Below are 22,812 nucleotides of genomic sequence, written 5' to 3' on the forward strand. Positions count from 1 at the left end.
GCGTCCCGTCAGTCCGTGGCCGTCCTGAGCGCCGTGCGCATCTCGGCGACGAAGGCGTCGAGGTCGTCGGGGGTGCGCGAGGTGATGAGGGTCCAGCCGCCCGAGCTGTCGCTGACGGCCTCCTCGTCGACCCAGTCGCCGCCCGCGTTGCGGATGTCCGTGGCGAGCGAGGGGTACGAGGTCAGCCGCTTGCCCTTGACCACGGCGGCCTCGACCAGGGCCCACGGGCCGTGGCAGATCGCGGCCACGGTGCCGCCCGCCGAGGTGAAGGCCCGCACCGTCTCCACGGCGTCGTCGTCGAGCCGCAGGGCGTCGGCGTTCAGGGTGCCGCCGGGGAGGAGGAGCAGGTCGTAGTTGGTGGCGTCGGCCTGCGCGACCGTGAGCGCCGGGGTGAGGCTCTCCCCCGGGTCCTTGTCGCCGACGAGGGTCTGGATGACGTCCGAGGAGACGGCTGCCACGTCGACCTCGACGCCGGAGGCGCGCAACTCCTGTACGGGGACGAAGAGTTCGTCCTGCTCGACGCCGTAGTTCGAGACGAGGGCCAGTACGCGCTTGCCGCTCAGTGCTGCGTCCGCCATGATTTTCCGCCCTTTCGTGCCGTGCGCTGCTCTCACGGGGCTCCCGCGTGCCCGTCCCCGGGCGCGGGAAACACACCGGAGGAGCGAGCGGCGCGGCCGAGGGGCCACCGGTTCGGCCGGAAGCCGCCGCCCCCGCCCGTCCCGTCCCTCACCGTAAGACGCACGGGGAACGCTCGCAGCCGGGGCGGGACGGGGCGGGGACGGCGGGGTGGGTGGCGGGAGGCGGCACGGGGGCGGGGCGCCGCCGCCCGCCGTCTGGGTGGGCGTGGCCCTTCTAGGCGCGGCCTCCGACGCGGGCCACGACGTCCTGGACGGCCTTGACGGCGATGTCGGGCTGTTCGAGGTAGATGTAGTGGCCGCTCTTCTTGGCGACGCCGTAGTGGCTGCTCTTGGAGAGCTTCAGCCAGGCGTGCTGGCCCCGGGTCCAGGAGCGCTCCAGCTTCGGGCCGTACTCGGGCAGCGCCGCCAGGTAGGGCTTGCCGTGCTTGACGACCTCGACCGGGATGTCGCCCGCGGGCCGGACCGGGGCGTCGGGGATCCGGAGCTTCTCGGGGTTCTTCCCCGCGAAGATGGCGAGGTTCTGCTCGCGCAGCTTCGCCGCGTCGCCGGTGGCGGACTCGGGGATGGCGCGCTTGATGTCGGCGGTGTTCGTCGGCGACGTCGCGTCGAGCAGGACGAGCCCCTTGACCTTGTCCTGGTGGTCGGGGGCGTAGCGGGCCGAGATGATCCCGCCCAGGGAGTGGCCCGCGAGGACGACGGGGCGGTCACCGGCGACCTGCTCGATCACGCCGGTGAGGATCTTGCCGCTGCTCTTGAAGGTCTGCGGCCCGGATGGCTTGTCGCTGGCGCCCTGGCCCAGCCGGTCGTAGGAGCAGACCCGGTCCTTCTTGCTGAGGGTCTTCTGGAACGCGGCCATCTTCTTCAACTGGTCGCCCCCGCCCGACAGCAGGACGACCACGGGCCGGTCGCCCCGCCGGGTGCCCGAGCACGAGACGTTCACGGAGTGGCCGTCGACGGTGATCTTCTTGGTGCCGTCGACGGTGTTCTCCCCGGTGCCGGTCTTCTTCTCCACCGACTGGGAGGAGGACTTGGACGACTTGGAGTCCGCGTCCGAGGAGTCGTCGCAGCCGACGAGCCCCACACCCGCCGCCATCGTGCAGCACAGCGTGATCACAGCGGATGCCTTGCCTTTGCGCATGAAAGAGCCCTCCCGGTACAGGAATCGAGGTGGAGAAAGAGACCGAGAGAGGGGCCGGGAAAACGGCCGTGCTCGGCTGGGCCGAACGTTACGGATCACGCGCTCCGGAATCGTCCCCGCACGGTGGACACCTGCGCGTAGCTCTCCCGGGGGACAAGCGCCGCGCTTCCGGATGCGCCCGCTGACGGATCGCGCGCTCCTCCGGGCGCTGCCCGCGCGGGGCCGTGCGGGGCCGTGCGGGACCGGTCCCGGAGGTGGCCGGGCGATTGCCCCCTGCCCCGGGGCTTCCTAGAATTTCCCCGACGGTTCGGCCCTGACCCCGCCCGACCTCGCCCGCACTCCCCTGGCGCCCGGAGCCCGCTCCATCCGCAGCGAACGAGCGGAGCGGAGCCCCGGGCACTCCCCGCGTCATACCTCGGACGGGGAAGCCAGGGGCGGCCCGGGCGCGCGAGGGGGGGTATCCGCGCACCCGGGCTCAGGCCGACCGTCGCCGAGCCATCCGGCGGCGGTCGGCCTCCGTACGCGCGGAGCCGCACCTGCGTCGGCCCGCTTCCTCTCCTACCCTTCCTACCCTCGGCCGCTGCCCACATGTGCCGCGGAGCGCCATGGCGCGAATTTGGCCGAGTACCCCCGGAAGGCCGGAGGAAACAGGGCGCGTGAAGCACTCCGCCGCGCGTTACGGCACGTACACCTGTCCTGTCTGCGCGCCCTCGACGGACCGGACGTACGCCTGCGCGACGTCATCGAGCGCGACCGGCGGCATGCCGGGGAAGAAGTCCCCGTAGTCCGCGAGGCTCTCCGTGAACACCGTGGGGCTGACCGCGTTGACGCGCTGTGGCGCGATCTCGATGGCGGCGGCCCGTACGAACGACTCCAACGCGCCATTGGCCATGGAGGCGGCGCTGCCGGTGGGGATCGGCTCGCGGGCCAGCACTCCGGTGATCAGGGTGAAGGAGCCGCGCTCCGCGACGCGGGGAATGCCCTGCCGGACCAGGTCGATCTGGCTGAGCACCTTGCCGCGGAAGGCGGCGAGATAGTCGTCGGGGGCCGCCTCGGCGACCCGCTTGTACGGCACGTCGCCCGCGGCGCAGGCCACCGCGTCCACGCGGCCCGCCCGTTCGTAGAGCGCGGCGGTCTGCGCGGGGTCGGAGATGTCGTGGCGAAGCTCGCCGCCGCTGCGGCCCACGGTGAGGACCTCGTGCCCGCGCCCGGTCAGTGTGCGGTGGACGGCGGTGCCGAGCGTGCCGGTGGCGCCGATGAGGAGAATCTTCATGCCGGCGACGCTAGAACCGCCCGGCCACGCGAGGGAAATGCCGTTCGAGGAGCATTTATGCTCGGGAGTCATGAATGTGGAACTGCGGCATCTGCGGGCCCTCGCCGCGATCGGCGACGAGGGCACCATCACCGGCGCCGCGGCCGTGCTCCGCGTCGGCCAGCCCGCCCTGTCGCGCACGCTGGAGCAGTTGGAGAGCCGCCTCGGCGTACGCCTGGTGGACCGCACCACCCGCAGCCTGGCTCTGACCGAGGCCGGTGAGCGGCTGTACGAGCGGGCGCGCGGGATCCTCGGCCAGGTGGACGACGCGCTGACGGAGGCGGCGTCGGGGGTAGGGCCGCTGCGCGTCGGCTTCGCCTGGGCCGCGCTCGGCGCCCGGACCGTGCCGCTGCTGCGGGGCTGGCGCGAGGCGCACCCCGGGACCCCGCTGCGGGCGCTCCGCTGCGACGACCCGGAGGCGGCCCTGCGCCGCGGGGAGATCGACGCGGCGCTTCTGCGCACCGCGCCGGAGCCGGACGCCGCGCTCCGGGTCCGGCCGCTGTACCGGGAGCGGCGCGTGGTCGCCGTGCCCGAGGACGACCCGCTCGCCCGCCGTTCGGCCGCGCGCCTGGAGGAGTTCGCCGACCGCCCTGTGGTGCTGTGCGCGACGGCGGCCAGCACGAACGGCCTCTGGCCGCCCGGGGAGCGGCGCCCCCGGACGTTCGAGGTGGCCAACGTCGACGAGTGGCTCACCGTCATCGCCACCGGCGACGCGGTCGGCGTCACCGCCGAGGCCACCGCGCACAGCCACCCCCACCCCGGCGTCCGCTATCTGCCCCTCCCGGACGCGCCGCCCGTCACCGTCAGCCTGGCCTGGCCCCGCGTCCCCTCCCACCCGGCGACCCCCGTCTTCCTCGCGCACCTCCGGGACCTGGCCGCCGAGGCGGACGCGGGAGCCGACTAGGCCGCGCGAATGAGCGACGGCGAGGGCCCCGCCGCGCGCGCGCGGCGGGGCCCTCGCCGTGCGTCAGTTCCCTGCGTTCCGCTTCCTCAGGGCGAGGAGCACGCCCGCACCCGCGACCGCCACGAGCCCGCCGCCCGCGGCGACGTACGGCGTGGTGCTGTCGCCACCGGTCTCCGCGAGGTTCTCGCCGCCGCCCTCGGCAGGCGTCCCGGCCTTGTCGCCCGAGCCGTTGCTGTCGGTGCTGCCGCCGCCCTCGTCGTCCTTGTCACGGTCCTCCGCGGGCACGAAGTCGGCAGGGGGCTGGTCGCAGCCGATGCCGTCGCCGTCACGGTCCAGGTGCTTCCCGTAGCGCGAGTCGCCCTTCGGGATGTTCGAGTAACCGGCCTCGTAGGCGGCGGTGCAGTTCTTGAACGCGCCGTTGCTGGTGGCGAGGGCGGTGGTCGGGGCAAGTGCCATCCCCAGAGCAGCGGCGGTGACGGCTGCGGCTGCCGTTGCGCGAATCGTCATGATTCTCCGGATGTTGAGAGTATGGAAGGGGGGTGGCGATGATGTGACTCGTCACCCTAGTGAGGGGATGTGCGGCGTATCAGATGTGTCAGGTTCTGGTTGCTTTCGTCAGGTCCTGAGATCGTCCGGCGTGGATCAGGGGCGGCCGAGGGCCAGTTGGGGCGCGTCGTTAGGCTGCGGACGTGACCACAGAGACCCGACGCGACGAGGCCTCCGACTCCTCGGACTCGTCCGTCACGTTCATCAACGTCTTCGAGATCGACGCCTCCGAGCTGGACGCATTCGTCGTGAAGTGGGAGGAGCGGGCGAGGCTCATGCGGGACAAGCCGGGCTTCATCGACTCCCGTATGCACAGGGCCCGTTCCTCCGCCTCCCGCTTCCAGCTCGTCAACGTCTCGCACTGGGAGAGCCAGGAGGCGTGGGAGGCCGCCACCGCCGACCCCGACTTCGCGTCGCGCACGCAGGCCGCACGGGAGCAGACCGAGCAGCCGGTCACCCCGAACCCCGGGGTGTACGACGTCGTCGTCGAACTCACCGCTCCTTAAACGGTCGGTCCGTGGGGACCCAGTAGCGCAGTTTGCCGCTGCGGATGTCCTCGAAGAGGCCGCCGCAGCTCTCGATGACCTTGCGCGAGGCGACGTTGTCCGTGTCGCAGGTGACGAGTGCGGACCGGATGCCGACCTCGCGCGCCCACGGCAGGGCCGCGCGCAGCATCGCCGTGGCGTGGCCGCGCCGTCGGGCGGTGGGCCGGATGTCGTAGCCGATGTGCCCGCCCCACTCCAGCAGCGGCGGGGTGAGGGTGTGCCGGATCGCGAGGCGGCCCAGGTAGGTGTCGTTGTCGACGTACCAGAGGGTGGTGCACGGGACGCCGCCGTCCGGGCGGGGCACGTCGTCGCGCGCGTCGGCCCGTACGGCCTCGACGTACCCGGCGAAGATCCGGGGGTCCTGCCAGACGGAGCCGTGGTCGCGGATCGCCCTGCCCACCGTGGAACCGTCGTCGGGGCCTCCTCGCCCCTCGGCCCGGAACTCCGCCATGGCGGCGACGAACGAGGCGTGGACGCGGACATCGGGGACGGTCAGACGCGGCATCGGGCCATTGTGCCCGGCGGTCGTCCCGCCGGGCCGCGGCACCCGCCTAGCATCGGGGGATGCTGACGCTCGGTATCCCTGTGATCGGTGTGACGGACATGGCGCGGGCCACCGGATTCTGGACGGCCGCGCTGGGGCTCGTGGCCTCCGAGGAATGGCGGAACGAGGACTGGCGGACCCTGTGCCATCCGGACGGCCCGGACGCCCCGGACAGCTCGGACCGTCCGGGACGCCGCGCGCTCGGGCTGATGCGCAGCGAGTCGCCGCCCGAGCCCCGGCCCCGTGTCCATCTGGACCTGTTCGTGGAGTCGCCGGGCGAGCAGGAGGCGGAGGTGGCCCGGCTGCTCACGCTCGGCGCGACGAGGCCCGAGTGGGAGCTGTACCCGGAGAATCCGGACTTCGTCGTGCTGGCCGACCCGGACGGCAATCTGTTCTGCGTCGTCGATCTGAGCAGCGCGCCGAGCAGTTGAGGCCGGTCCGCCCGTAGCCGCCCGTCCCCGGCCGTCCGCCCCTACAGGTCCAGGACCAGGCGCGGGCCGAGCGCGCGGGAGACGCAGGGGTACATCCGGCCCTCGGGGGCGCCGATGTCGTCGCGGTGCTCGGGTTCGCCGTCGAGGACGGTGAGTTCGCAGCTTCCGCAGACGCCCTCGCGGCAGCCCGAGGGGAGCGGGTGGCCCGCGTGGGCCAGCGCGTCGAGCAGCGTCTCGTCGGCGGGCACCTGGACCGTGCCGCCCGACCGGGCACACTCGGCCTCGAACGCGGCCGCCGGAGGGAAGGTCCTGGCCACCGGCTGGAAGCGCTCGGCGTGCAGCCGCCCGGCGGGGAACGCGGCCTCCGCCGCGGCGAGCATGGGCGCGGGCCCGCAGCAGTAGACCAGCGCGCCGGGCTCCAGCCCGGCCGCGAGCGCCGCGAGGTCCGGGCGGCCCTGCTCGCGGGTGGCGACGAGCCGTACGCGCTCGCCGTACGCGGCACGCAGCTCGTCGGCGAACGGCATGGTCGCGGCCGTCTGGCCCACGTACACGAGGGAGGCGGGGACGCCCGAGGCGACCGCCGCGCGCAGCATCGGCAGGACGGCGGTGATGCCGATGCCGCCCGCGAGGAAGAGGTAGGCGGGCGCGGGCACGAGGGGGAAGTGGTTGCGGGGCAGGGAGACGTCGAGGGCGCGGCCCCGGCGCAGGAACCGGTGGACGTACTCGGAGCCGCCGCGGCTGAGGCGCTCGTGCCGGACGGCCACGCGGTAGGCGTCCCGGTCGGCGGGGTCGCCGCACAGCGAGTACTGGCGGGTGAGCCAGTTGGGCAGGGCCAGGTCGATGTGGGCGCCGGGCTCCCAGGGGGCGAGCGGGCCCGTGGTGCCGCGCAGGACGAGCGAGACGGCGTCCTCGGCGACGGGTTCGATGCGGTCGACGACGGTCTGTTGCATGGGAGTTCCGGTTCCGTCCTTGTCAGCCGGTCTGGTCAGTAGAGCTTTCAGCCGGTCTGGTCAGTAGAGCTTGCGGTAGGCGTCTTCGAGGCTGCCGTCGATGACGCCGGGGTCGATGTCGAGGCCGGTCTGGGCGACGACGACCTCGCCGGCCGTCGGCAGCCCGTCGGCGAGCGCCTGGCTCGCGGGATCCCACATCCGGGAGCGGAGCAGCGCCCGTCCGCAGTGGAAGTAGACCTCCTCGACGTCCACGACGATCGCCAGGTCGGGCGTCTTGGCCTCGGTGCGCATGCGGGCGAGGACGTCGGGCTCGTCGGTGGGGTACGCGCGGCCGTTGACCCGCAGCGTCTCGCGGGCGCCGGGGATGAGGAAGAGGAGGCCTATCCCGTCGTTCTCGGCGAGGTTGGAGAAGGAGTCGGCGATCTTGTTGCCGGGGCGGTCGGGGATCGCGAGCGTCCGCTCGTCCAGGACCTTCACGAAGCCGGGGTAGTCGCCGCGCGGCGAGCAGTCGGTGCGGCCTTCCGCGTCCGCGGTGGCCATGGACAGGAACGGCGAGTGCGCGATGAAGTAGTGGGAGAACGCGTCGATACGGTCGAGGACCTTGTCCTTGACCACCCCTTCGGGCTCGCCCAGCCGCGCGCGGACGTCGGCGTGCGCCACGCGGCGGGGGCGCGGCCCGTCCCATGTCGGTACGGGCGGTGCTGTCGGTGCGTCTGCCGGCGTCTCCGCCGGTGTCTCTGTCAGCGTCACGGGGACTCCTTCCGAGGCAGGCGAGCGACCGCGCCGGAAGCGTCATGCACCGCTCCGCCGCAGGTCATGGCACCATTGTGAGCAATTACTCAGGTCTTGCGCTACTCGCGTTCGAGGGCGCGCGCAGGAGGTGTCATGGCTTCGGGGAACGGCGCTCTTCACCCGCGTAAACAGCCGGTCCAGGCGCGGGCGGAGCGGACGCGGAAGCGGATCCTCCGCGCCGCTGCTCACGTTTTCGCCGAGTACGGCTACGCGGCGGGGACCACGAACCGGATCGCGGAGCAGGCGCGGATCTCCATCGGCTCGCTGTACCAGTACTACCCGAACAAGGATGCGATCCTGGTCGAGCTGATGTCCCGGCACCTCGACTCCGGGGCGAGCGCCCTCACGCTCGACCGCGAGCGGATCGCCTCCATGCCCCTCGAAGAGCTGATCCGCCAGGACGTCCACCTCACGATCAGCAACCACCTGGACGATCCGCAGCTTCTGCGCATCATGCTGGAGCAGGTGCCGCTCGCCCCGGAGCTGCTGGCGAAGACGGCCGAGTACCGGGCGGGCCGGATCGCCTACGCCCTGGACCTGGTCACGCGCCACCCCGAGGTCCGGGTCGAGGATCCCCACGTCGCCGCCCGGCTGCTGGTCTCCACCGTCGCGCTGACCGTCCACCAGCTCATCGCGGCGCCCGACTCCGTCGACCCCGAGAGCCTGGAGAACGAGCTGGTCACCATGCTCACGCTCTATCTCAAGGGCGGAGAGGCCTCCTGATGCGGCTTCACGTGGTCACCGAGCGGGACTGGCCCCTGTGGCGGGACGCCCGTCTGGCCGCGCTCTCGCAGGACCCGCACGCCTTCACGGCCCGGCTCGCCGACTGGCCCGACGGCGGGGAGGAGCAGTGGCACGCCCGGCTGCGGATGCCGGGGACGCACAACCTCGTCGCCCTCGTGGACGGCCGTACGGCCGGAACGGCCAGGGGTGTTCCCGTCGACGAGGCGACCAAGGAGCTGCGCTCCCTCTGGGTGTCCCCCGAGGCCCGGGGGCTGGGCGTGGCCGACGCGCTGATCGCCGAGATCGAGAGATGGGCCCGGCAGCAGGGCGCCTCGGCGCTGCGGCTGGCGGTGCTCCCGGACAACGCGCCCGCGCTCGCGCTCTACCGCCGGAAGGGCTTCGTCCCCGACGGGGAGCGCCACGGTCCGGCACGGGAGCAGATCATGGTCAAATATCTGGACTGACCATCAAGACCCCGCAACCGGCACATCGGCGGCTCGGCGGAGGTGTCAGGCGCCGAAGGCTGGGCAGCAGCCGGTTACCGGAGATCTTGATGGTTTCTTTACGGGCCCGCCCCTGTACAGGCGGGCCCTCTCACGCATGCACAGCTAGGGGGTTACGTGGCACGGGAGAGTCTGCGCCGAGCCGCGCGCGCCGTCGCCGGAGGAACGGATCCGCGCACGGCGGCCGAGGAAGAGGTGCGCCGCAGAGTCGGCGGCGCCACCGGCGGCGAGGGAGAGAGCGGGGCGCACAGGGAGGACGGCATGGATCCGTCCGACTTCCCCGCCGCACGGGAGCAGGGCGGCTCCATCGACACCGTCATGGAGCAGAAGACGGTGCCGCTCGACGAGGCGGGCCAGGAGCTGAACCACAGCGCGCTCAAGCGCGACGGGCTCCAGCAGGTGCACAGCATCTGCCCGATGGTGATGCCGCGCGGGCGGTCGTTCCTCACCATGCTGCCCGTGTCGATGCTGCTGGTGCTGGGGGTGATAGGCACCGCGGTGACCTCGGCGCTCTCGTCGTTCACCGACAGCAGCCCGCTGACCAATCCGCTCTTCGGCATCCACTACTGGGTGCTGGCCCTGGGCGCGGTCGCGTTCGTGTGGTGGCGGCAGGGCATGGTGATGGTGCCGGACGGCTGCCACGCGCTGATCACCCGCTTCGGCAAGCTGGAGCAGGTCGTGGGCCCGGGCCGGGTCATCCTGCTCAACCCCTGGAAGCGCGTCTCGTACCTCATCAACACCACGCGCGAGTACCCGTTCAACGCGCCGGTGCGCGAGGCGCCGACGCGGGGCGGGGTGAAGGCGTCGATCGACCTGTTCATCCAGTTCCGCATCAGCGACCCGGTCGAGTTCGTCTACACGCTCGGCGCGGTGCGCGGCTTCGAGGAGAAGCTGAACAACGCGGTGAGCGAGACGATCCGCAGCCTCATCTACGAGCAGGAGGCCTCGGGCATCTACGACATGGTCGGCGAGGACACCGGCAGGCTGCTGGAGCAGCTCAACCAGCAGTTCCGGCCCGCCGTCGAGCTGACCAACGCCAACATCACGCACGCCGAGCCCTCGGACCGCGCGTACCGCATGGACCTGGCCGCGCCCGAGATGGTCCGGGTCGCCAAGGAGGCGTACACGCACGAGTACGCGCTCCAGTTGCGCAAGGAGCAGGACGAGGGCGACCTCACCAAGGAGCTGGCGAGCCGCCAGGAGGAGCTGTCCGCGATCCAGGCGGACATCGCCCAGCACCAGGCGCAGATGGACACCGCCGTGGAGCGCGAGACCAACCGCGCGGGCGCCCTGGCCCGGCAGCGCTATGTGCAGGCCGAGTCGGAGGCGAAGGCCAACGCGGCGCTGCTGGAGGCCCAGGCCCTCGACATCCGCGCGGTGACGGCGGCCGAGGCCCCGGAGATCCTGGAGTACCGCTACCAGCAGCAGGTGCTGGACACCCTGGAGAAGGTCGCCGACCATCTGCCCCGGCTCGTACGGATCGGCGGGGCGGGCGACGGGACGGCCGGAGTGGACTTCCTCGACCTCGCCAGGGAGCTGGTCGGCGAGCGCGGCGCGGAGCTGTTCTCGCCCGAGGACATGGCGTCCGTACGGGCGCGGCTCTCGGAGGTGTCGGCCCGGATCGAGGAGCGCGAGGCGGAGATCAGCGCCCTGCGCGAGGCCGAGCGGCCCACCGTGGTGCCCGCGCAGGCGGGCGGCGGCGTGCCGGTGCCGCCCGGTGAGAACGAGAACGAAGAGGAGCACGGCACCGACGTGTGGGGGGCTGGAGAGTGAGTACGGCAGTCGGCAACCGCAGATCCGTCATCTCCGAGGAGGTGGCGCCCTGGAGCGACATCCCGCAGCTCCTGCGCGGCGGCGAGGCGGGCACGCTCGTCCCCGTCATCATCCCCAAGCACCGCCGCCGGGTGGGCTGGATGGTGCCGTGCTGGCTCGGCCTGCTCGCCGTGACCAGCGGCGTCGTGGCCGCGGTGCAGGACGTCGGCGGCACGGCGGGCGAGGTGTACGACACGCTCGCGACGACCACGTACGTCCTCGGGATGCTGTTCCTGATCGCGGGCGCGCTGTGGTGGTGGCGCTCCTCGATCGTCGAGATCGAGCAGGGCACCAACGGCATCCTCACGCGCTACGGCGCGATCACCCGCACCCTGGACCCGGGCCGCCACTATCTGTGGCACCCCTGGTCGCGGGTGGACTTCGTGGTGGACACGGCCACGGAGATCCCGTACTCGGCGCCGGTGGTGGCCTGTCCGACGCGGGAGAACGTACCGCTGCGCGCGATCGAGTTCTTCCTGAAGTTCCGGATCACCGACGCGGTCCTGTTCGTCCGCACCATCGGCGCGGGCAACTTCGACCTCGTCCTGTCCAACGCGGTGCAGGACGCGATCCGGCAGCGCGGCCGTCTCGTACGGACCGAGCAGGCGTACGACCTGCGGGGTTCGGACGTCGCGGACATGCAGGAGCTGCTGAACCGGCAGCTCTCGCGCTACGGGGTGCGCATCACCGGCGCGAACATCCCCGACGTGCAGCTCCCCGCGCAGTACCAGCAGCACCTGGCCACCCGTGAGCGGGTCGCCAAGGAGGCCCACGCGTACGAGCAGGAGTGGGGCCTGACCCGCAAGCGGCGGATCGACAGCCTCCAGATGGACATCGAGCGCGCCAAGAAGGTGCGGGACGCCCGCATCGTCGAGGTCAAGGCGGCCCTCAACAAGGCCCGCGAGGAGGTCGCGCAGATGCTGGAGGAGCGGGAGACCGAGGCGCAGAACGTACGCTTCGAGATCGAGACGCGGGGCCGCAGCGGCCTGATCGCGGCCGAGAACGAGGCCCGCGCGCAGCGCACTCTCGCGCAGGCGTACCGCGACAACCGCGCCGTCCTCCAGTACGAACTGGCGCGCCGCAGGCTGGAGGTGGGCGCCACCCTCGCGGGCAGGGCCCCGCAGCCGGTGGTGCTGCGCACGGACGGCGGCGCCTCGGGCGGCGACACCTCCGCGCTGTCCACGCTGCTCGCCGCGCAGCTCCTCCCCCGCCTGACCGCCCTGCCGGGCGGCGAGCCGCCGGCCGTCTCCGGGTCCGGGGCGGACGCGGGCGCCGTGGCCGAGGCCGTCGCGGAGGCGTGGCCTCGGAACTGACGGCTCCGGAACGCGCCGCGTCCGTGCCCTCCTCTCCCCCGCCCGGGGCGAGGAGGGCACGGCCCGTCCGGGCCGGGTTCTCGCTTTCTCGTTTTCTCGCTTCCTCGCTTTCTCGTTTTCCGTACACCGCGCCGGACGGTCTTCGCTCGCCGTACTGTTCGCCGCCCGGCACACGGCGGCACGCTGGAGGACGACCGGTCCCGGTGTGCCGCGCCCGGGGATGCGGCGCACCTGTTGCGGCTCCGCCCGGCCCAGACCCTGCCCGTGAGCTCCGCGACAGCAAGGCCGGGGGCCGGGCGGTCGCGTCCGTCCGGCCCCCGGTTCGTACACGCTCCACGGGCGTTCTCGGCGCCCCCCTCGCGTTCCGGGCGCCGCCCCCTCGTGCCGGGGCCCTCGCCGCGCGAAGCTGGAGAGATGGCCACGGATTTCGAGAGCGATGACCTGGACGACATCGAGGACCACCTGAGCGACGCCTACGGGCGCATGCGGCTGCGCACCGGTCACGCACGGCCACGGGCCCGTATCGCGCACACGGCGCTCGGGGAAATCGGCCTCGCCGAGGTGCGGTTCGGCTTCGGGATGGACTACGCCGTCGAGCCGACCGGCACCCTCACCCTGGGCAGCGTCCACGGGGGCGTCATCCCCCGGCACACGGCCGGGCTCCACGAGAGCTGTCTCGACGCGGGCGACGTCGCGCTCTTCGCCCAGCCCGACCAGCCCTGCGCGGGCCGCCACCAGGACCTGTGCTACACGCTGGTCTCCCTCCCGCCCCGGCTGCTCGACCGGGTGGCGGCCACGGCCCCGGGGCGCCGCCCGGCGCCGCTCCGCTTCCTCGGCTCCCGGCCGGTGTCCCCCGCGGCAGGCCGCCATCTGCGGCGCACCCTCGCCTACCTGAGCGCCACGGTGAGCGACGACCCGGAATTCGCCGCGCAGCCGCTGGTCGCGGCCAACTGCGGCCAGTTGCTGGCCGCCTCCGTGCTGGCCGCGTTCCCCAGCACCGCGCTGGTCGACCCCTCGGCGGCCGACCGCCGCGACGCCCGTACGGCCACCGTGCGCCGGGCCCTCGCCTACATGGAGGAGCACGCCGACTCCCCCGTCACGGCCGCCGACATCGCCGCCGCGGCGCATGTCACCGTCCGCACCCTGCAGTACGCCTTCCGCCGCCATCTGGACACCACGCCCCTCACGCATCTGCGCCGGATGCGGCTGGGCCGCGCCCATGCCGAACTCCGCGCGGCGCACCCCGCCCAGGGCGTCACGGTCACCGCCGTCGCCGCCCGCTGGGGTTTCCTCCAGCCGGGCCGGTTCGCCGCCGCGTACCGCCGCGCCTACGGCGTCCCCCCGTCCCACACCCTGCGCCAGGTCCCCTGAGCCGGACCGCCGGGGCCGTCCGCGACGTCAGCGGTCCCCGGGCTCGGGCGGGCGCGCGGCGCTCAGCGCGGCCTCGATGCGGGTGACGTCGGCGCGTTCCCCGGGCGGCAGCGGGGCACCGACACAGGCGCGCAGGCGGGTCGCGGCGGCCAGCGTGGTCCTCGCCCGTCCCGTGCTGCCCGCCAGCAGCCGGGCCCCGGCCAGCCCCTCCAGCGCGAGCGCCACCGCTCTGGGGTCCCCCGTGCGCCGTGCCGCGGCGAGGCCCTGGGTGTGGAGGTCGAACGCGCCGCGGGCGTCGCCGCGCTGCTCGGCGGCGAAGCCGAGTTCGGCGAGGATCAGCGCGGCGCCGTTGTCGGCCTCGAACCGGCGGTTCCACTCCAGCCACGGCCGCAGCAGCTCCTCGGCCCGGGCGTGGTCGCCGCGGCGGCGCGCGGCGAGGGCGAGGCCGACCTCGGCGAACTCCTGGCCCGCCACGTCTCCGTGGGCGACGGCGACGGCGCGCCCCCGCTCGTGGAGGCCGTCGGCGCGGTCGAGGTCGCCCTCCAGCAGCGCGAGGCGGCCCAGTTCGGACCAGCGCATCGACACCTCCGGCCACAGCGCCAGCTCTTCGGCGAGCGCGGCGCCCTCCCGCTGCCGGAGCGCGGCGGTGGCGTAGTCGCCCGCGATCTCGGCGAGCCTGCCCAGCACGGCGTACGCCTGGACGCGGCCCCAGCGGTCGCCGGTCGCGCCGAACAGCTCCAGGCTCCGTCCGGCGTCCGCCGCCGCCGCGTCGAGATCGCCGCGTACGAGGCGCTGGAGGGCGCGCGTGCTCGCGGAGGCGGCGACGCCCCAGTCGTCGCCGAGCCCCTCGAACGCGTCGAGCGCGGCCCCGGTCAGCGCCTCCCCGACCGGCAGTTCGCCGAACCGGGTCGCCGCGTGGCCGAGGAACCACCCGGCCCGCGCGCGCTCGTACGGGTCGGTGACGGCGGCGTGCAGGCGCGGCAGGTCACCGCCGGCCACGGCCTCGCCGGTCAGCAGGCGGAACCCGGCGTGCCAGGCCTCCGTCACCGTGTCGCCCGCGCCCTCCGTCGCGCGGCGTGCCTCGGAGAGCCGCCCGCGCAGGAACCAGTACCAGGTCAGCGCCCTCACCAGGCGGGGCGCCGCGCTCCCGTCCGCCAGCGCCCGGCGCAGATTGCCGGTCTCGGCGTCGAGCCGCCGCAGCCAGCGCCGCTGGTCCGGGCCGCACAGGTGCCCGGCCGCCTCCTCGGCGAACGTGACGCAGTACGCGGCGTGCGCACGCCGGGCCCGGTCGCGCTCGGGGGCGTCCAACTGCCGTGCCCCGTAGGCGGACACGGACTCCAGGAGTACGTAGCGCGGCCTGTCGGCCGTACGGGAGACGGTGACGAGGGAACGGTCGACCAGGCGTGCCAGCAGGTCCAGGACCTCCGAGGGGCGCACGCCGTCGCCGGGGCACACGGCCTCGGCCGCGGCGAGCGTGCAGCCGTCGGCGAAGACCGTGAGGCGGCGCAGGACCGCCCGTTCGGCCTCGGTCAGCAGCTCCCAGCTCCAGTCGAGGACCGCGCTCAGCGTCCGCTGGCGCGGCGGCGCGTCGCGCGGGCCGCCGGTGAGCACGGCGAACCGGTCGAACCGGTCGTCGAGCCGGTCGGCCAGCTCGGCGGCGTCGAGCACCCGCAGCCGCGCGGAGGCGAGTTCGATGGCGAGGGGGATCCCGTCGACGCGGCGGCAGATCGTGGCGACGGCCGCCGCGTCGTCGGCCGACAGCGCGAACCCGGGCACCGCGGCCGCGGCCCGCGCGGCGAAGAGCCGTACGGCGCCCGCGCGCAGCATGTCGGCGGGCGCGTCGTCCGGGCCGGGGACGTCGAGCGGCGGCACCTCCCACAGGTGCTCGCCCGCGACGCCCAGCGGCTCGCGGCTCGTGGCCAGCACGCGTACGTCCACGCCGGGGGCCCGGCGTACGCGCGAGACGAGCGCGGCGGCTGCTTCGACGACGTGCTCGCAGTTGTCCAGCACGAGCAGCCGTTCCCGCTCTCCGCCGCGCAGCGCGTCGGTGAGCCGCTCGACGGGCGGGCGCGGGGGCCGGGGGTGGGAGCCGTCCCGGATGCCGAGCGCGGCGGCGACGGCGTCGGCCAGCCCGTCCACGGTCGTCTCCCGGGGCAGCCCCGCGAGTTCGACGAGCCGTGCCCCGTCCTCGCCGCGCGCCGCCTCCAGCGCGAGCCTGGTCTTGCCCACGCCGCCGGGCCCGGTGAGCGTCACCAGACCCTCCGCGCGCAGAAGTTCGCGTACCTCGGCGACGGCGCCGTCCCGGCCGACGAGCGCGGTGGGCGGTACGGGGAGCGCGGCGGCGGGCGGCTCGGGAGGGGGCGGCGAGGTCCGCGACGACGGCGACGGCTCTGGAGGACGCAGCTCGGGAGGACGGTGCTCCGGCGGGTCGCCGCGCAGCAGCCGCCGGTGCAGGGCCGCCAGTTCCGCGCCCGGTTCGAGTCCCAGCTCGTCGCGGAGTGCGCGGCGCAGCTCCTGGTAGGCGTCGAGCGCCTCGGTCGTACGGCCCGCGCCGTGCAGGGCGCGCAGGTGCGCGGCGCGGAGGCGCTCGCGCAGGGGGTGGCGGGCGACGAGCGTGCCCAGCTCGGCGGCGAGCGCCGCGTGGTCGCCGCGTCGCAGCCGGACCTCGGCGTGGTCCTCCAGCGCCACGAGGCGCTGCTCCTCCAGCGCGGCGGCGGCCGCGAGCGCGAAGGGCTCGTCGGCGAACCCGGCGAACGCGTCGCCGCGCCACAGCCCGAGGGCCTCAGCGAGGTCCCGCTCACGGGGGTTCTCGCGGGCGACGAGCGCGGAGAACCGGCCGCTGTCGACGTCGTCCGGCGCGACGTCCAGCAGATAGCCCGGCGGGCGGCGCAGCACCAGCTCGGCGCCGATCGCGCGGCGCAGGCGCGAGACGAGGGTCTGCAGCGCCCCGGAGGGACGAGCGGGGACGCCGTCGCCCCACAGCTCGTCGACGAGGCGGTCGGTGGAGACGACGCGGCCCGGGGCGACGAGCAGGCAGGCCAGCAGCTTCCGCACCCTCGCCTCGGGCACCGCGACGGGTTCCCCGTCCGGCGACCACACGGCGAGCGGCCCCAGCACCCCGAATCGCATGCGCACACGATAACCGCAAGAGAACCGGCAGAAGATCGAAAGAGACCTCGGCCATCTTCCTCTCACCAGCGACGCGTCAGCGCCGCATCGGAAACGAGAAGAGGAGCACATCATGAAGAAGGCCGTTGTCACCGGGGGCACCCACGGCATGGGGCTCGCGATCGTGCGCGCACTGCTCGCCCGGGGTACCGAGGTGGTCCTGACCGGGCGCAACGAGCGCACCCTCGAAGAGGCGCGCACCGCGCTCAAGGGCGAGGCCGCGCACGTCGTACGGTCCGACGCCGCCAGCATGGCCGACATCGCGGCACTCGGCGACGTGGTCGGCGAGCGGCTCGGACGCGTCGACCACCTCTTCGTCAACCACGGCATCGCGCAGTTCGCGGAGCTCGCGGACGTGACCGAGGACGCCTGGGACCGGCACTTCGCGGTGAACGCGAAGGGCACGTTCTTCACCGTGCAGCGGCTCGCGCCGCTGCTCAACGACGGCGGCTCGGTGGTCTTCACCACCGTCGCCAACGACGTGGTCTTCCCGGGGCTCAGCGCGTACTCGGCGTCGAAGGAGGCGATGCGCGCCTTCGCGCACGTCCTCGCGGCCGAGCTGCTGCCCCGGCGGATCCGCGTCAACAGCGTGGCCCCCGGCTACATCGACACGCCGACCATGGGCGTGCCCGACCTGACGGAGGAGCAGCGCGAGGAGTTCCGGCGCCAGGGCGACCAGGCGACGCCGCTGCGGCGCAACGGCACCGTCGAGGAGGTCGCCGAGGCGGCGCTCTTCCTCGCCGAGGGCGCGACGTTCACCACCAACGTCGAACTGGCGGTCGACGGCGGCTTCGCCCAGGGGCTGGGAGGACACTGACCTGAGCACGGCGACCGGTACGGGCGCGTCACCGGCGCGCGGGGCGCCGGGGCGCGGGCCTCCGGGACGCGGGCCTCCGGGGCGGGGGCCGCCGACAGCCCCGGCATCGATCACCCGCGGATTATCGAGCCATCTCCGATTCGGCGTTGTTCCAGGGCGCGGCCTCGACTGAGATGGACGGCACGCCCGACCCGTAGCCTCACAACGAACAGGAAACACATCATGCGCACGCTCATCAGCTCCGCCTTCGTCTCGCTCGACGGCGTCGTGGAGGCCCCCGGCGGCGAGCCCGGCTACCGCAACTCGGGCTGGACCTTCAAGGGCGTCGAATTCCTCCCGGAGGCCTACGAGATCAAGGGCCGCGAGCAGCAGGAGGCCACGGCCATGCTCTTCGGCCGGGTCAGCTACGAGGCGTTCAGCCCCGTGTGGCCGGACATGGAGGAGTTCGCCGACTACAAGCCGCTGCCCAAGTACGTCGTCTCCACCACGCTCAGCGAGGACGCCCTGGTCGACAACTGGAGCGAGACCACCATCCTGCGCTCCCTCGACGAGGTGGCGGCGCTCAAGGAGACCGAGGGCGGCCCGATCATCATGCACGGCAGCGCCACCCTCAACCGCGAGCTGTCCGACGCGGGCCTCATCGACCGCTACCACCTGCTCGTCTTCCCCCTCCTCCTCGGCGCGGGCAAGCGGCTCTTCTCCACCACCGACAAGGACACCCAGCACCTCAAGCTCGTCGAGCACGAGGGGTACGCCAACGGCATGCAGCTCAACGTCTTCGACGTCGTCCGCTGACCCCGCGCCCGGCGCCGCGGGCCGTCTTGATCCACCGTCAAGTGACGCTCCATCATGGTCACGTCGCACGGAGCGTACGGGGGAGGCGGCGGCAGCGATGACGTCCGGGACGTGGCGCACGGGGGACGGCGATCCGGAGGCCCTGCGGAGGCTGATCACGCTCAACGGACTGATCCCGGGCCCGAAGGAATTCGCCCGCGAGCAGCTCGTGCCGAACTATTCGCTGGTGCCGAGGGACCGGACGCTGGAGGTGGTCCGGGCCGTCCGGACCTGGTTCGGGCTCGCCGTGATGCTGGCGGTGGCCCGCCGTTACACCGCCGCGGACGCGATGCTGCCGGGCATGGCCGCCGGGTTCGCGGTCTCGGTGCTGATCGTCTGTCTGGCCGTGCCGCTCTGCTGCCTGCTGCTGGTGCTGGTCACCCGCTCCGGCAGCAGGGCGGACGCGGCGCGCGCGGCCATGGTGCCGATCAGGACTACCGGCGGCTTCGCGCTGCTGATGTCGGTCTATCTGGTGCATCTGCTGATCGCCCTGGGCGGCGGGCCGTTCGCGCCCTGGCTGGCGGGGCTGGGCGAGTCGACGTCCCGCGTGCTCATGGCCGTCGCCCTGCTGCTCGTCCTCGCCCTCGCGCTGCCGCTCTTCGGCCTGATGTTCTGGCTCATCGGGTACTGGGCCTGCGCGCTGTGGTACGGGCCGCAGCACCTGCTCAGGGCGGTCGACGGCCACCCCCTGCTGCCCGCCCTCCTCGCCCCGTGCCTCCCCTGGGGCGCGCTGCTGCTGGAGCGCGTACGGGGCGGGGGCAGCGCCGAACTGCCGCCCATGGCCGAGGCGTTCACCAGTTACGGCGGGCCGATCACCGTCACCGTGCTCTCCCTCTGGGAGATCGTCCGCGTCCGGCGGGCGTACGGTGCCACGTTCCGGGGCGGCCCCTATCCCCCGCGGGCCCACGGCACCGGGCCCGAGGATCCGCCCGCGTACGGGGTACGGGCGTTCGGCCGGGGCCTGTCCCTGCTGTGCGGGCTCGCGGTCGCCCCCGTGGGCGCGGCCACGCTCCTGTTCACGACGGCCTCGGGCAAGCCCCTGCCGGAGTTCCTGCGTCCGCCGGAGGGCGCCGGGATGGGCGTCGCCGTCCGGCAGGTCCGTGCCCCGGACGAGACGCCTCTCACGGAGATCGACAAGCCCTCGGCGAAGGAACCCGCAGTGGCCCCCGGCGGCCCCGCCGACCGGGCGGGCCTGCGCGAGGGCGACGTCCTCCTGAAGGTGAACCGCGATCCCGTCGGCACATACGGCGCCCTCGTCGAGGCCCTCAGCGGCTACGACCCCGGCGACACCGTCGAGGTCAAGGCCCTGCGCCGCCCGGGCCGGGAGCTGACCGTGGAGATGGAGCTGGGCGATCCCGAGAAGCAGCCGGTCCTCCGGGCACCCACCCCTCGGCCCGGGCAGTTGGGGGTCCGGCTCGACATGGACGCCGACGGCGTCAAGGGCGCCCGCGTCGACGAGCACGCCAGGGGCGGTGGCCCCGGGGTCACGCCCGGCAGTCCGGCGGACCGCGCCGGCATCGCCCCCGGCGACGTGATCACCGCCCTCGACGGCCGCCCTGTCCGCGAGCCCGACGACCTCCTCGCCGGGATCGCGCGCCGTACGGCGGGCGAGAAGGTCACCGTCACCTTCACCCACAAGGGCGCCGAGCGGGAGAAGAAGGTCACCCTCGCGAAGCGGCAGTAGGACCCACGGGGTTCACGGCTTTCACCGCGTTCACGCCTCCTCGCGTACCGGACAGTGCGTACCGGAGTAGATCGTCGGCATGCAGCGGTTGCAGTGGATGCACAGGGACGGGGTCGCCGGGTCGGCCTCGACACGGCGTACGAGGTCCGGCTCGCGCAGCAGCGCGCGGGCCATCGCCACGAACGCGAACCCCTCCGCCATCGCGCGGTCCATCGTCGCCCTCTCGGAGATCCCGCCGAGCAGGATCAGCGGGGTCGCGAGGTGGGTGAACCGGCGTGCGAGCGGCAGCAGATACGCCTCCTCGTACGGGTAGGCGCGCAGGAACCGCCCGCCGAACAGCCGGATGCCGAGCCGCTGCGGCGGCGGGAACGCGGCGGCGAACTCCGCCAGCGGCGCGTCCCCGCGGAAGAGATACATGGGGTTGAGCAGGGAGCTGCCCGCCGTGAGCGCGAGGGCGTCCACGGAGCCGTCCTCCTCCAGCCAGCGGGCGACCTGGACGCTGTCCTCGACGGCGAGGCCGCCGCGTACGCCGTCCGTCATGTTGAGCTTCGCGGTGATCGCGACACGGTCGCCGACCTCGTCGCGCACGGCGCGGCCGATGTCGCGGGCCAGCTTCGCGCGTCCGGCGAGGTCGCCGCCCCAGGCGTCGTCGCGGCCGTTGAGCAGCGGGCTGAGGAAGGCGCTGGCCAGGTAGTTGTGGCCGAGGTGGAGTTCGACGGCGTCGAAGCCGGACTCGGCGGCGAGCCGCGCCGCCCGCGCGTGGGCGCGGACGACGCCGCGCAGGTCCTCGGCCGTCGCGGCGCGCGTACGGCGCATGCCGAGCGGGTTGAACCGGCGTCCGGGCGCCAGCGCGGGCAGCCGGTTGGAGCGGGCGTCGGCCACCGGGCCCGCGTGCCCCAACTGGGCGCTGACGGCGGCCCCTTCCCCGTGCACGGCCTCGGTCAGCCCGCGCAGTCCGGGGACGGCCTCGGGGCGCATCCAGATCTGGCGGCGTTCGGTGCGGCCCTCGGGCGCGACCGCGCAGTAGGCGACGGTCGTCATCCCGACCCCGCCCGCCGCCGGGCGCAGGTGGTAGTCGACGAGCCGGCCGGTGACGAGCCCGTCGGGCGTCGCGCCCTCGAAGGTGGCCGCCTTGATGACGCGGTTGCGCAGCCGTAGCGGCCCCAGGGAAGCGGGCGAGAAGACGTCCGGCGCCTTCGGGACGTCCTCTCCGCGTGGTCCGTGCATCCCGACCGCCTCCGCCCGCGCCTCGTCCGACGGGCGCATGGTGGACCGCCGGGCCCGAGAAGGCCATACCGGTGCGGCGGTACGGCCGGGGCGGGACGTCGAACGGGCGCGCATGGTCCGGCGGGTCGGGGGAACTCGGCTCGCGGAGGTGGATAAACCATGGCAGCACTGCTTATCGTGCTCCTGCTCGCCGTCATCCTCTTCGGCGCGGGCTTCGCTCTCAAGGCGCTGTGGTGGGCGGCGCTGATCGTGCTCGTCCTCTGGCTCGTCGGATTCTTCGTCCGCCCGGCCGGGGTCGGTGGCAAGCGGGGCCGCTGGTACCGCTGGTAGCGGCATGACGGCACCCTGAGCACGCAAGCCCTCAATCAGCGGCCCCCGCGCACACGCGCGGGGGCCGTGGTGTGCTCAGACCGGAAGTTCCCGGCGCCCCCCGACCGTCGACTCGCGCGTCTCCAGCCAGTACGGCGCGAGGTGCAGCTCGAACGGGAGGGGCTCCTCCGCGCGGATGCGGGCCGTGAGGCACTTGACGGCCAGCGAGGCGATGGCGCTCTTGTCGGGGACCACGGAGGTGAGGGACGGCGTGCTGTAGAGCGCCTCCTCCGTGCCGTCGATACTCGCCAGGGCGACATCGTCCGGGACGCTCATCCCGGCCTCGTGCAGGGCCCGTTGGGCGCCGACGGCGAGGAGATCGCTGAAGCAGAAGACCGCGTCGGGCCGTTCGCCGACGGGGAGTGCCGCGAGGGTGCGCATGGCCTGGAGGCCGTTGCGCCGGTCGAACTCCTTCACGTGCGGCGCGAGCCGGGGATCGTAGGTGAGGCCCGCCTCGTGCAGGGCCTGCTGGAAACCCTCCAGCCGCTGCCTGCTCGTCGCCGAGGCCTGGCGGTCCACGCCGACGGCGGCGATGCGGGTGCGGCCCAGCCCCGCCAGATGGGCGGTGACCTCGCGCGCCGCCGCGACGTTGTCGATCAGGACGTGGTCGGCGACGACACGGTCGCCCTCGTAGCTGCGCTCGCCCAGCAGGACCAGGGGGAACTCGGGCGCGACGGCGGCGAGTTCGTCGGGCGAGACGCGCAGCGGCGAGAGGATCACGCCGTCCAGCAGCGAGGCGCCCACGCCGGTGGCGAGGCGCAGCTCCTCCGTCGCGCTGCCCTGCGTCTCCTCGATGAGGACGGTGAAGCCCAGGTCGGCCGCCTCGGTGCGGACGTGGTGGGCGAGTTCCGCGAAATAGGGCGTGGCCAGGTCGGGGACGACCAGGGCGATGAGTCCGCTGCGGCCGGTGCGCAGGCGGCGTGCCGAGGGGTTGGGCCGGTAGCCCAGCTCGGCCACGGCCTGCATCACCCGGGTCCGCGTCGTCTCGGAGACCCGCGGCGCACCTCGTACAACGTTGGACACGGTCTTGATGGACACCCCCGCGCGTTCGGCCACGTCCTTGAGTGTCGCTGCTGCCACTGACCTGCCCTCTCCTCGACGTCACCCCGATTATGCACGGTCTTCGCACACTTGAGGACGGCGGGCCCCCGCTCCGGGTCTTTCCCGACGAAGGGTTGACCACGGAGAGAC

The 22,812-nt window shown here is 73.6% G+C and carries 22 protein-coding genes; 12 read left to right on the forward strand and 10 right to left on the reverse strand.

Going from position 1 to position 22,812, the window contains the following annotated elements:
- Nucleotides 1-8 precede the first annotated feature (8 nt).
- The 3 genes from ABD343_RS09010 to ABD343_RS09020 form a co-directional block, all read right to left on the reverse strand.
- On the reverse strand, nucleotides 9-578 hold the full coding sequence (locus ABD343_RS09010) for a type 1 glutamine amidotransferase domain-containing protein (RefSeq protein ID WP_344525941.1): 570 nt from the start codon (nucleotides 576-578) through the stop codon (nucleotides 9-11).
- 274 nt (nucleotides 579-852) lie between these two features.
- Complete coding sequence (locus ABD343_RS09015) at nucleotides 853-1,776, reverse strand: alpha/beta fold hydrolase (RefSeq protein ID WP_344525943.1); 924 nt, start codon at nucleotides 1,774-1,776, stop codon at nucleotides 853-855.
- A gap of 676 nt (nucleotides 1,777-2,452) precedes the next feature.
- Nucleotides 2,453-3,049 carry a short chain dehydrogenase gene (locus ABD343_RS09020; RefSeq protein WP_344525945.1) on the reverse strand — a complete coding sequence of 199 codons (597 nt, stop codon included), beginning with the start codon at nucleotides 3,047-3,049 and terminating at the stop codon, nucleotides 2,453-2,455.
- A 70-nt stretch (nucleotides 3,050-3,119) separates the two neighbouring features.
- Between ABD343_RS09020 and ABD343_RS09025 the strand changes: the two genes are divergently transcribed.
- Nucleotides 3,120-3,992, forward strand: a complete 873-nt coding sequence (locus tag ABD343_RS09025; protein WP_344525947.1) for a LysR family transcriptional regulator — start codon at nucleotides 3,120-3,122, stop codon at nucleotides 3,990-3,992.
- Nucleotides 3,993-4,055: 63 nt separating this feature from the next.
- Here ABD343_RS09025 and ABD343_RS09030 read toward each other — a convergent pair whose 3' ends face one another.
- On the reverse strand, nucleotides 4,056-4,499 hold the full coding sequence (locus ABD343_RS09030; protein ID WP_344525949.1) for an excalibur calcium-binding domain-containing protein: 444 nt from the start codon (nucleotides 4,497-4,499) through the stop codon (nucleotides 4,056-4,058).
- 182 nt (nucleotides 4,500-4,681) lie between these two features.
- Here ABD343_RS09030 and ABD343_RS09035 point away from each other — a divergent pair, with 182 nt between their 5' ends.
- Nucleotides 4,682-5,044 (forward strand): antibiotic biosynthesis monooxygenase family protein, encoded by a 363-nt coding sequence (locus ABD343_RS09035; RefSeq protein ID WP_344525951.1) that lies wholly within the window; start codon nucleotides 4,682-4,684, stop codon nucleotides 5,042-5,044.
- On the opposite strand, the gene ABD343_RS09040 is transcribed toward ABD343_RS09035, so the two are convergent.
- Nucleotides 5,031-5,588 (reverse strand): GNAT family N-acetyltransferase, encoded by a 558-nt coding sequence (locus tag ABD343_RS09040; RefSeq protein WP_344525953.1) that lies wholly within the window; start codon nucleotides 5,586-5,588, stop codon nucleotides 5,031-5,033. The genes ABD343_RS09035 and ABD343_RS09040 overlap by 14 nt on opposite strands.
- A gap of 59 nt (nucleotides 5,589-5,647) precedes the next feature.
- Here ABD343_RS09040 and ABD343_RS09045 point away from each other — a divergent pair, with 59 nt between their 5' ends.
- Entirely contained in the window at nucleotides 5,648-6,058 is a 411-nt protein-coding gene (locus ABD343_RS09045; protein ID WP_344525955.1) for a VOC family protein, read from the forward strand.
- Between the two features lie 41 nt (nucleotides 6,059-6,099).
- Here the strand turns inward: ABD343_RS09045 and ABD343_RS09050 are convergent, their stop codons facing one another.
- Both ABD343_RS09050 and ABD343_RS09055 read right to left on the reverse strand, forming a co-directional pair.
- Nucleotides 6,100-7,008, reverse strand: a complete 909-nt coding sequence (locus tag ABD343_RS09050) for a PDR/VanB family oxidoreductase (RefSeq protein WP_344525957.1) — start codon at nucleotides 7,006-7,008, stop codon at nucleotides 6,100-6,102.
- 60 nt (nucleotides 7,009-7,068) lie between these two features.
- Entirely contained in the window at nucleotides 7,069-7,668 is a 600-nt protein-coding gene (locus ABD343_RS09055; RefSeq protein WP_344526403.1) for an MSMEG_1061 family FMN-dependent PPOX-type flavoprotein, read from the reverse strand.
- A 225-nt stretch (nucleotides 7,669-7,893) separates the two neighbouring features.
- Between ABD343_RS09055 and ABD343_RS09060 the strand changes: the two genes are divergently transcribed.
- The 5 genes from ABD343_RS09060 (at nucleotide 7,894) to ABD343_RS09080 (ending at nucleotide 13,522) form a co-directional block, all read left to right on the forward strand.
- Complete coding sequence (locus ABD343_RS09060) at nucleotides 7,894-8,523, forward strand: TetR/AcrR family transcriptional regulator (RefSeq protein ID WP_344525959.1); 630 nt, start codon at nucleotides 7,894-7,896, stop codon at nucleotides 8,521-8,523.
- A complete protein-coding gene (locus ABD343_RS09065; protein WP_344525961.1) occupies nucleotides 8,523-8,987 on the forward strand; it encodes a GNAT family N-acetyltransferase in 465 nt (154 codons plus the stop codon). The genes ABD343_RS09060 and ABD343_RS09065 overlap by 1 nt, the downstream gene beginning before the upstream one ends.
- Nucleotides 8,988-9,287: 300 nt before the next feature.
- The gene (locus ABD343_RS09070) at nucleotides 9,288-10,799 is read left to right on the forward strand and encodes an SPFH domain-containing protein (protein WP_425578141.1); all 1,512 of its coding nucleotides are present in this window, start codon (nucleotides 9,288-9,290) and stop codon (nucleotides 10,797-10,799) included.
- Nucleotides 10,796-12,151, forward strand: coding sequence for an SPFH domain-containing protein (locus ABD343_RS09075; RefSeq protein ID WP_344525965.1), 1,356 nt, complete (start codon nucleotides 10,796-10,798; stop codon nucleotides 12,149-12,151). The genes ABD343_RS09070 and ABD343_RS09075 overlap by 4 nt, the downstream gene beginning before the upstream one ends.
- Nucleotides 12,152-12,565: 414 nt before the next feature.
- The gene (locus ABD343_RS09080; RefSeq protein ID WP_344525967.1) at nucleotides 12,566-13,522 is read left to right on the forward strand and encodes an AraC family transcriptional regulator; all 957 of its coding nucleotides are present in this window, start codon (nucleotides 12,566-12,568) and stop codon (nucleotides 13,520-13,522) included.
- A gap of 27 nt (nucleotides 13,523-13,549) precedes the next feature.
- Here ABD343_RS09080 and ABD343_RS09085 read toward each other — a convergent pair whose 3' ends face one another.
- Entirely contained in the window at nucleotides 13,550-16,651 is a 3,102-nt protein-coding gene (locus ABD343_RS09085) for an AfsR/SARP family transcriptional regulator (RefSeq protein ID WP_344525969.1), read from the reverse strand.
- A gap of 112 nt (nucleotides 16,652-16,763) precedes the next feature.
- On the opposite strand from ABD343_RS09085, the gene ABD343_RS09090 reads away from it, so the two are divergent.
- The 3 genes from ABD343_RS09090 (at nucleotide 16,764) to ABD343_RS09100 (ending at nucleotide 20,025) form a co-directional block, all read left to right on the forward strand.
- Complete coding sequence (locus ABD343_RS09090) at nucleotides 16,764-17,507, forward strand: SDR family oxidoreductase (RefSeq protein WP_344525971.1); 744 nt, start codon at nucleotides 16,764-16,766, stop codon at nucleotides 17,505-17,507.
- A gap of 222 nt (nucleotides 17,508-17,729) precedes the next feature.
- Nucleotides 17,730-18,302, forward strand: a complete 573-nt coding sequence (locus ABD343_RS09095) for a dihydrofolate reductase family protein (RefSeq protein ID WP_344525973.1) — start codon at nucleotides 17,730-17,732, stop codon at nucleotides 18,300-18,302.
- 97 nt (nucleotides 18,303-18,399) lie between these two features.
- Nucleotides 18,400-20,025, forward strand: coding sequence for a PDZ domain-containing protein (locus ABD343_RS09100; RefSeq protein WP_344525975.1), 1,626 nt, complete (start codon nucleotides 18,400-18,402; stop codon nucleotides 20,023-20,025).
- A 30-nt stretch (nucleotides 20,026-20,055) separates the two neighbouring features.
- Here ABD343_RS09100 and ABD343_RS09105 read toward each other — a convergent pair whose 3' ends face one another.
- Nucleotides 20,056-21,252 (reverse strand): NADH:flavin oxidoreductase, encoded by a 1,197-nt coding sequence (locus tag ABD343_RS09105; protein WP_344525977.1) that lies wholly within the window; start codon nucleotides 21,250-21,252, stop codon nucleotides 20,056-20,058.
- A 159-nt stretch (nucleotides 21,253-21,411) separates the two neighbouring features.
- Between ABD343_RS09105 and ABD343_RS09110 the strand changes: the two genes are divergently transcribed.
- A complete protein-coding gene (locus ABD343_RS09110; RefSeq protein ID WP_344525979.1) occupies nucleotides 21,412-21,582 on the forward strand; it encodes a hydrophobic protein in 171 nt (56 codons plus the stop codon).
- Nucleotides 21,583-21,657: 75 nt separating this feature from the next.
- On the opposite strand, the gene ABD343_RS09115 is transcribed toward ABD343_RS09110, so the two are convergent.
- A complete protein-coding gene (locus ABD343_RS09115) occupies nucleotides 21,658-22,701 on the reverse strand; it encodes a LacI family DNA-binding transcriptional regulator (protein ID WP_344525981.1) in 1,044 nt (347 codons plus the stop codon).
- Between the last annotated feature and the right edge of the window lie 111 nt (nucleotides 22,702-22,812).

The organism is Streptomyces albiaxialis (assembly GCF_039530985.1).
Lineage (GTDB): Bacteria > Actinomycetota > Actinomycetes > Streptomycetales > Streptomycetaceae > Streptomyces > Streptomyces albiaxialis.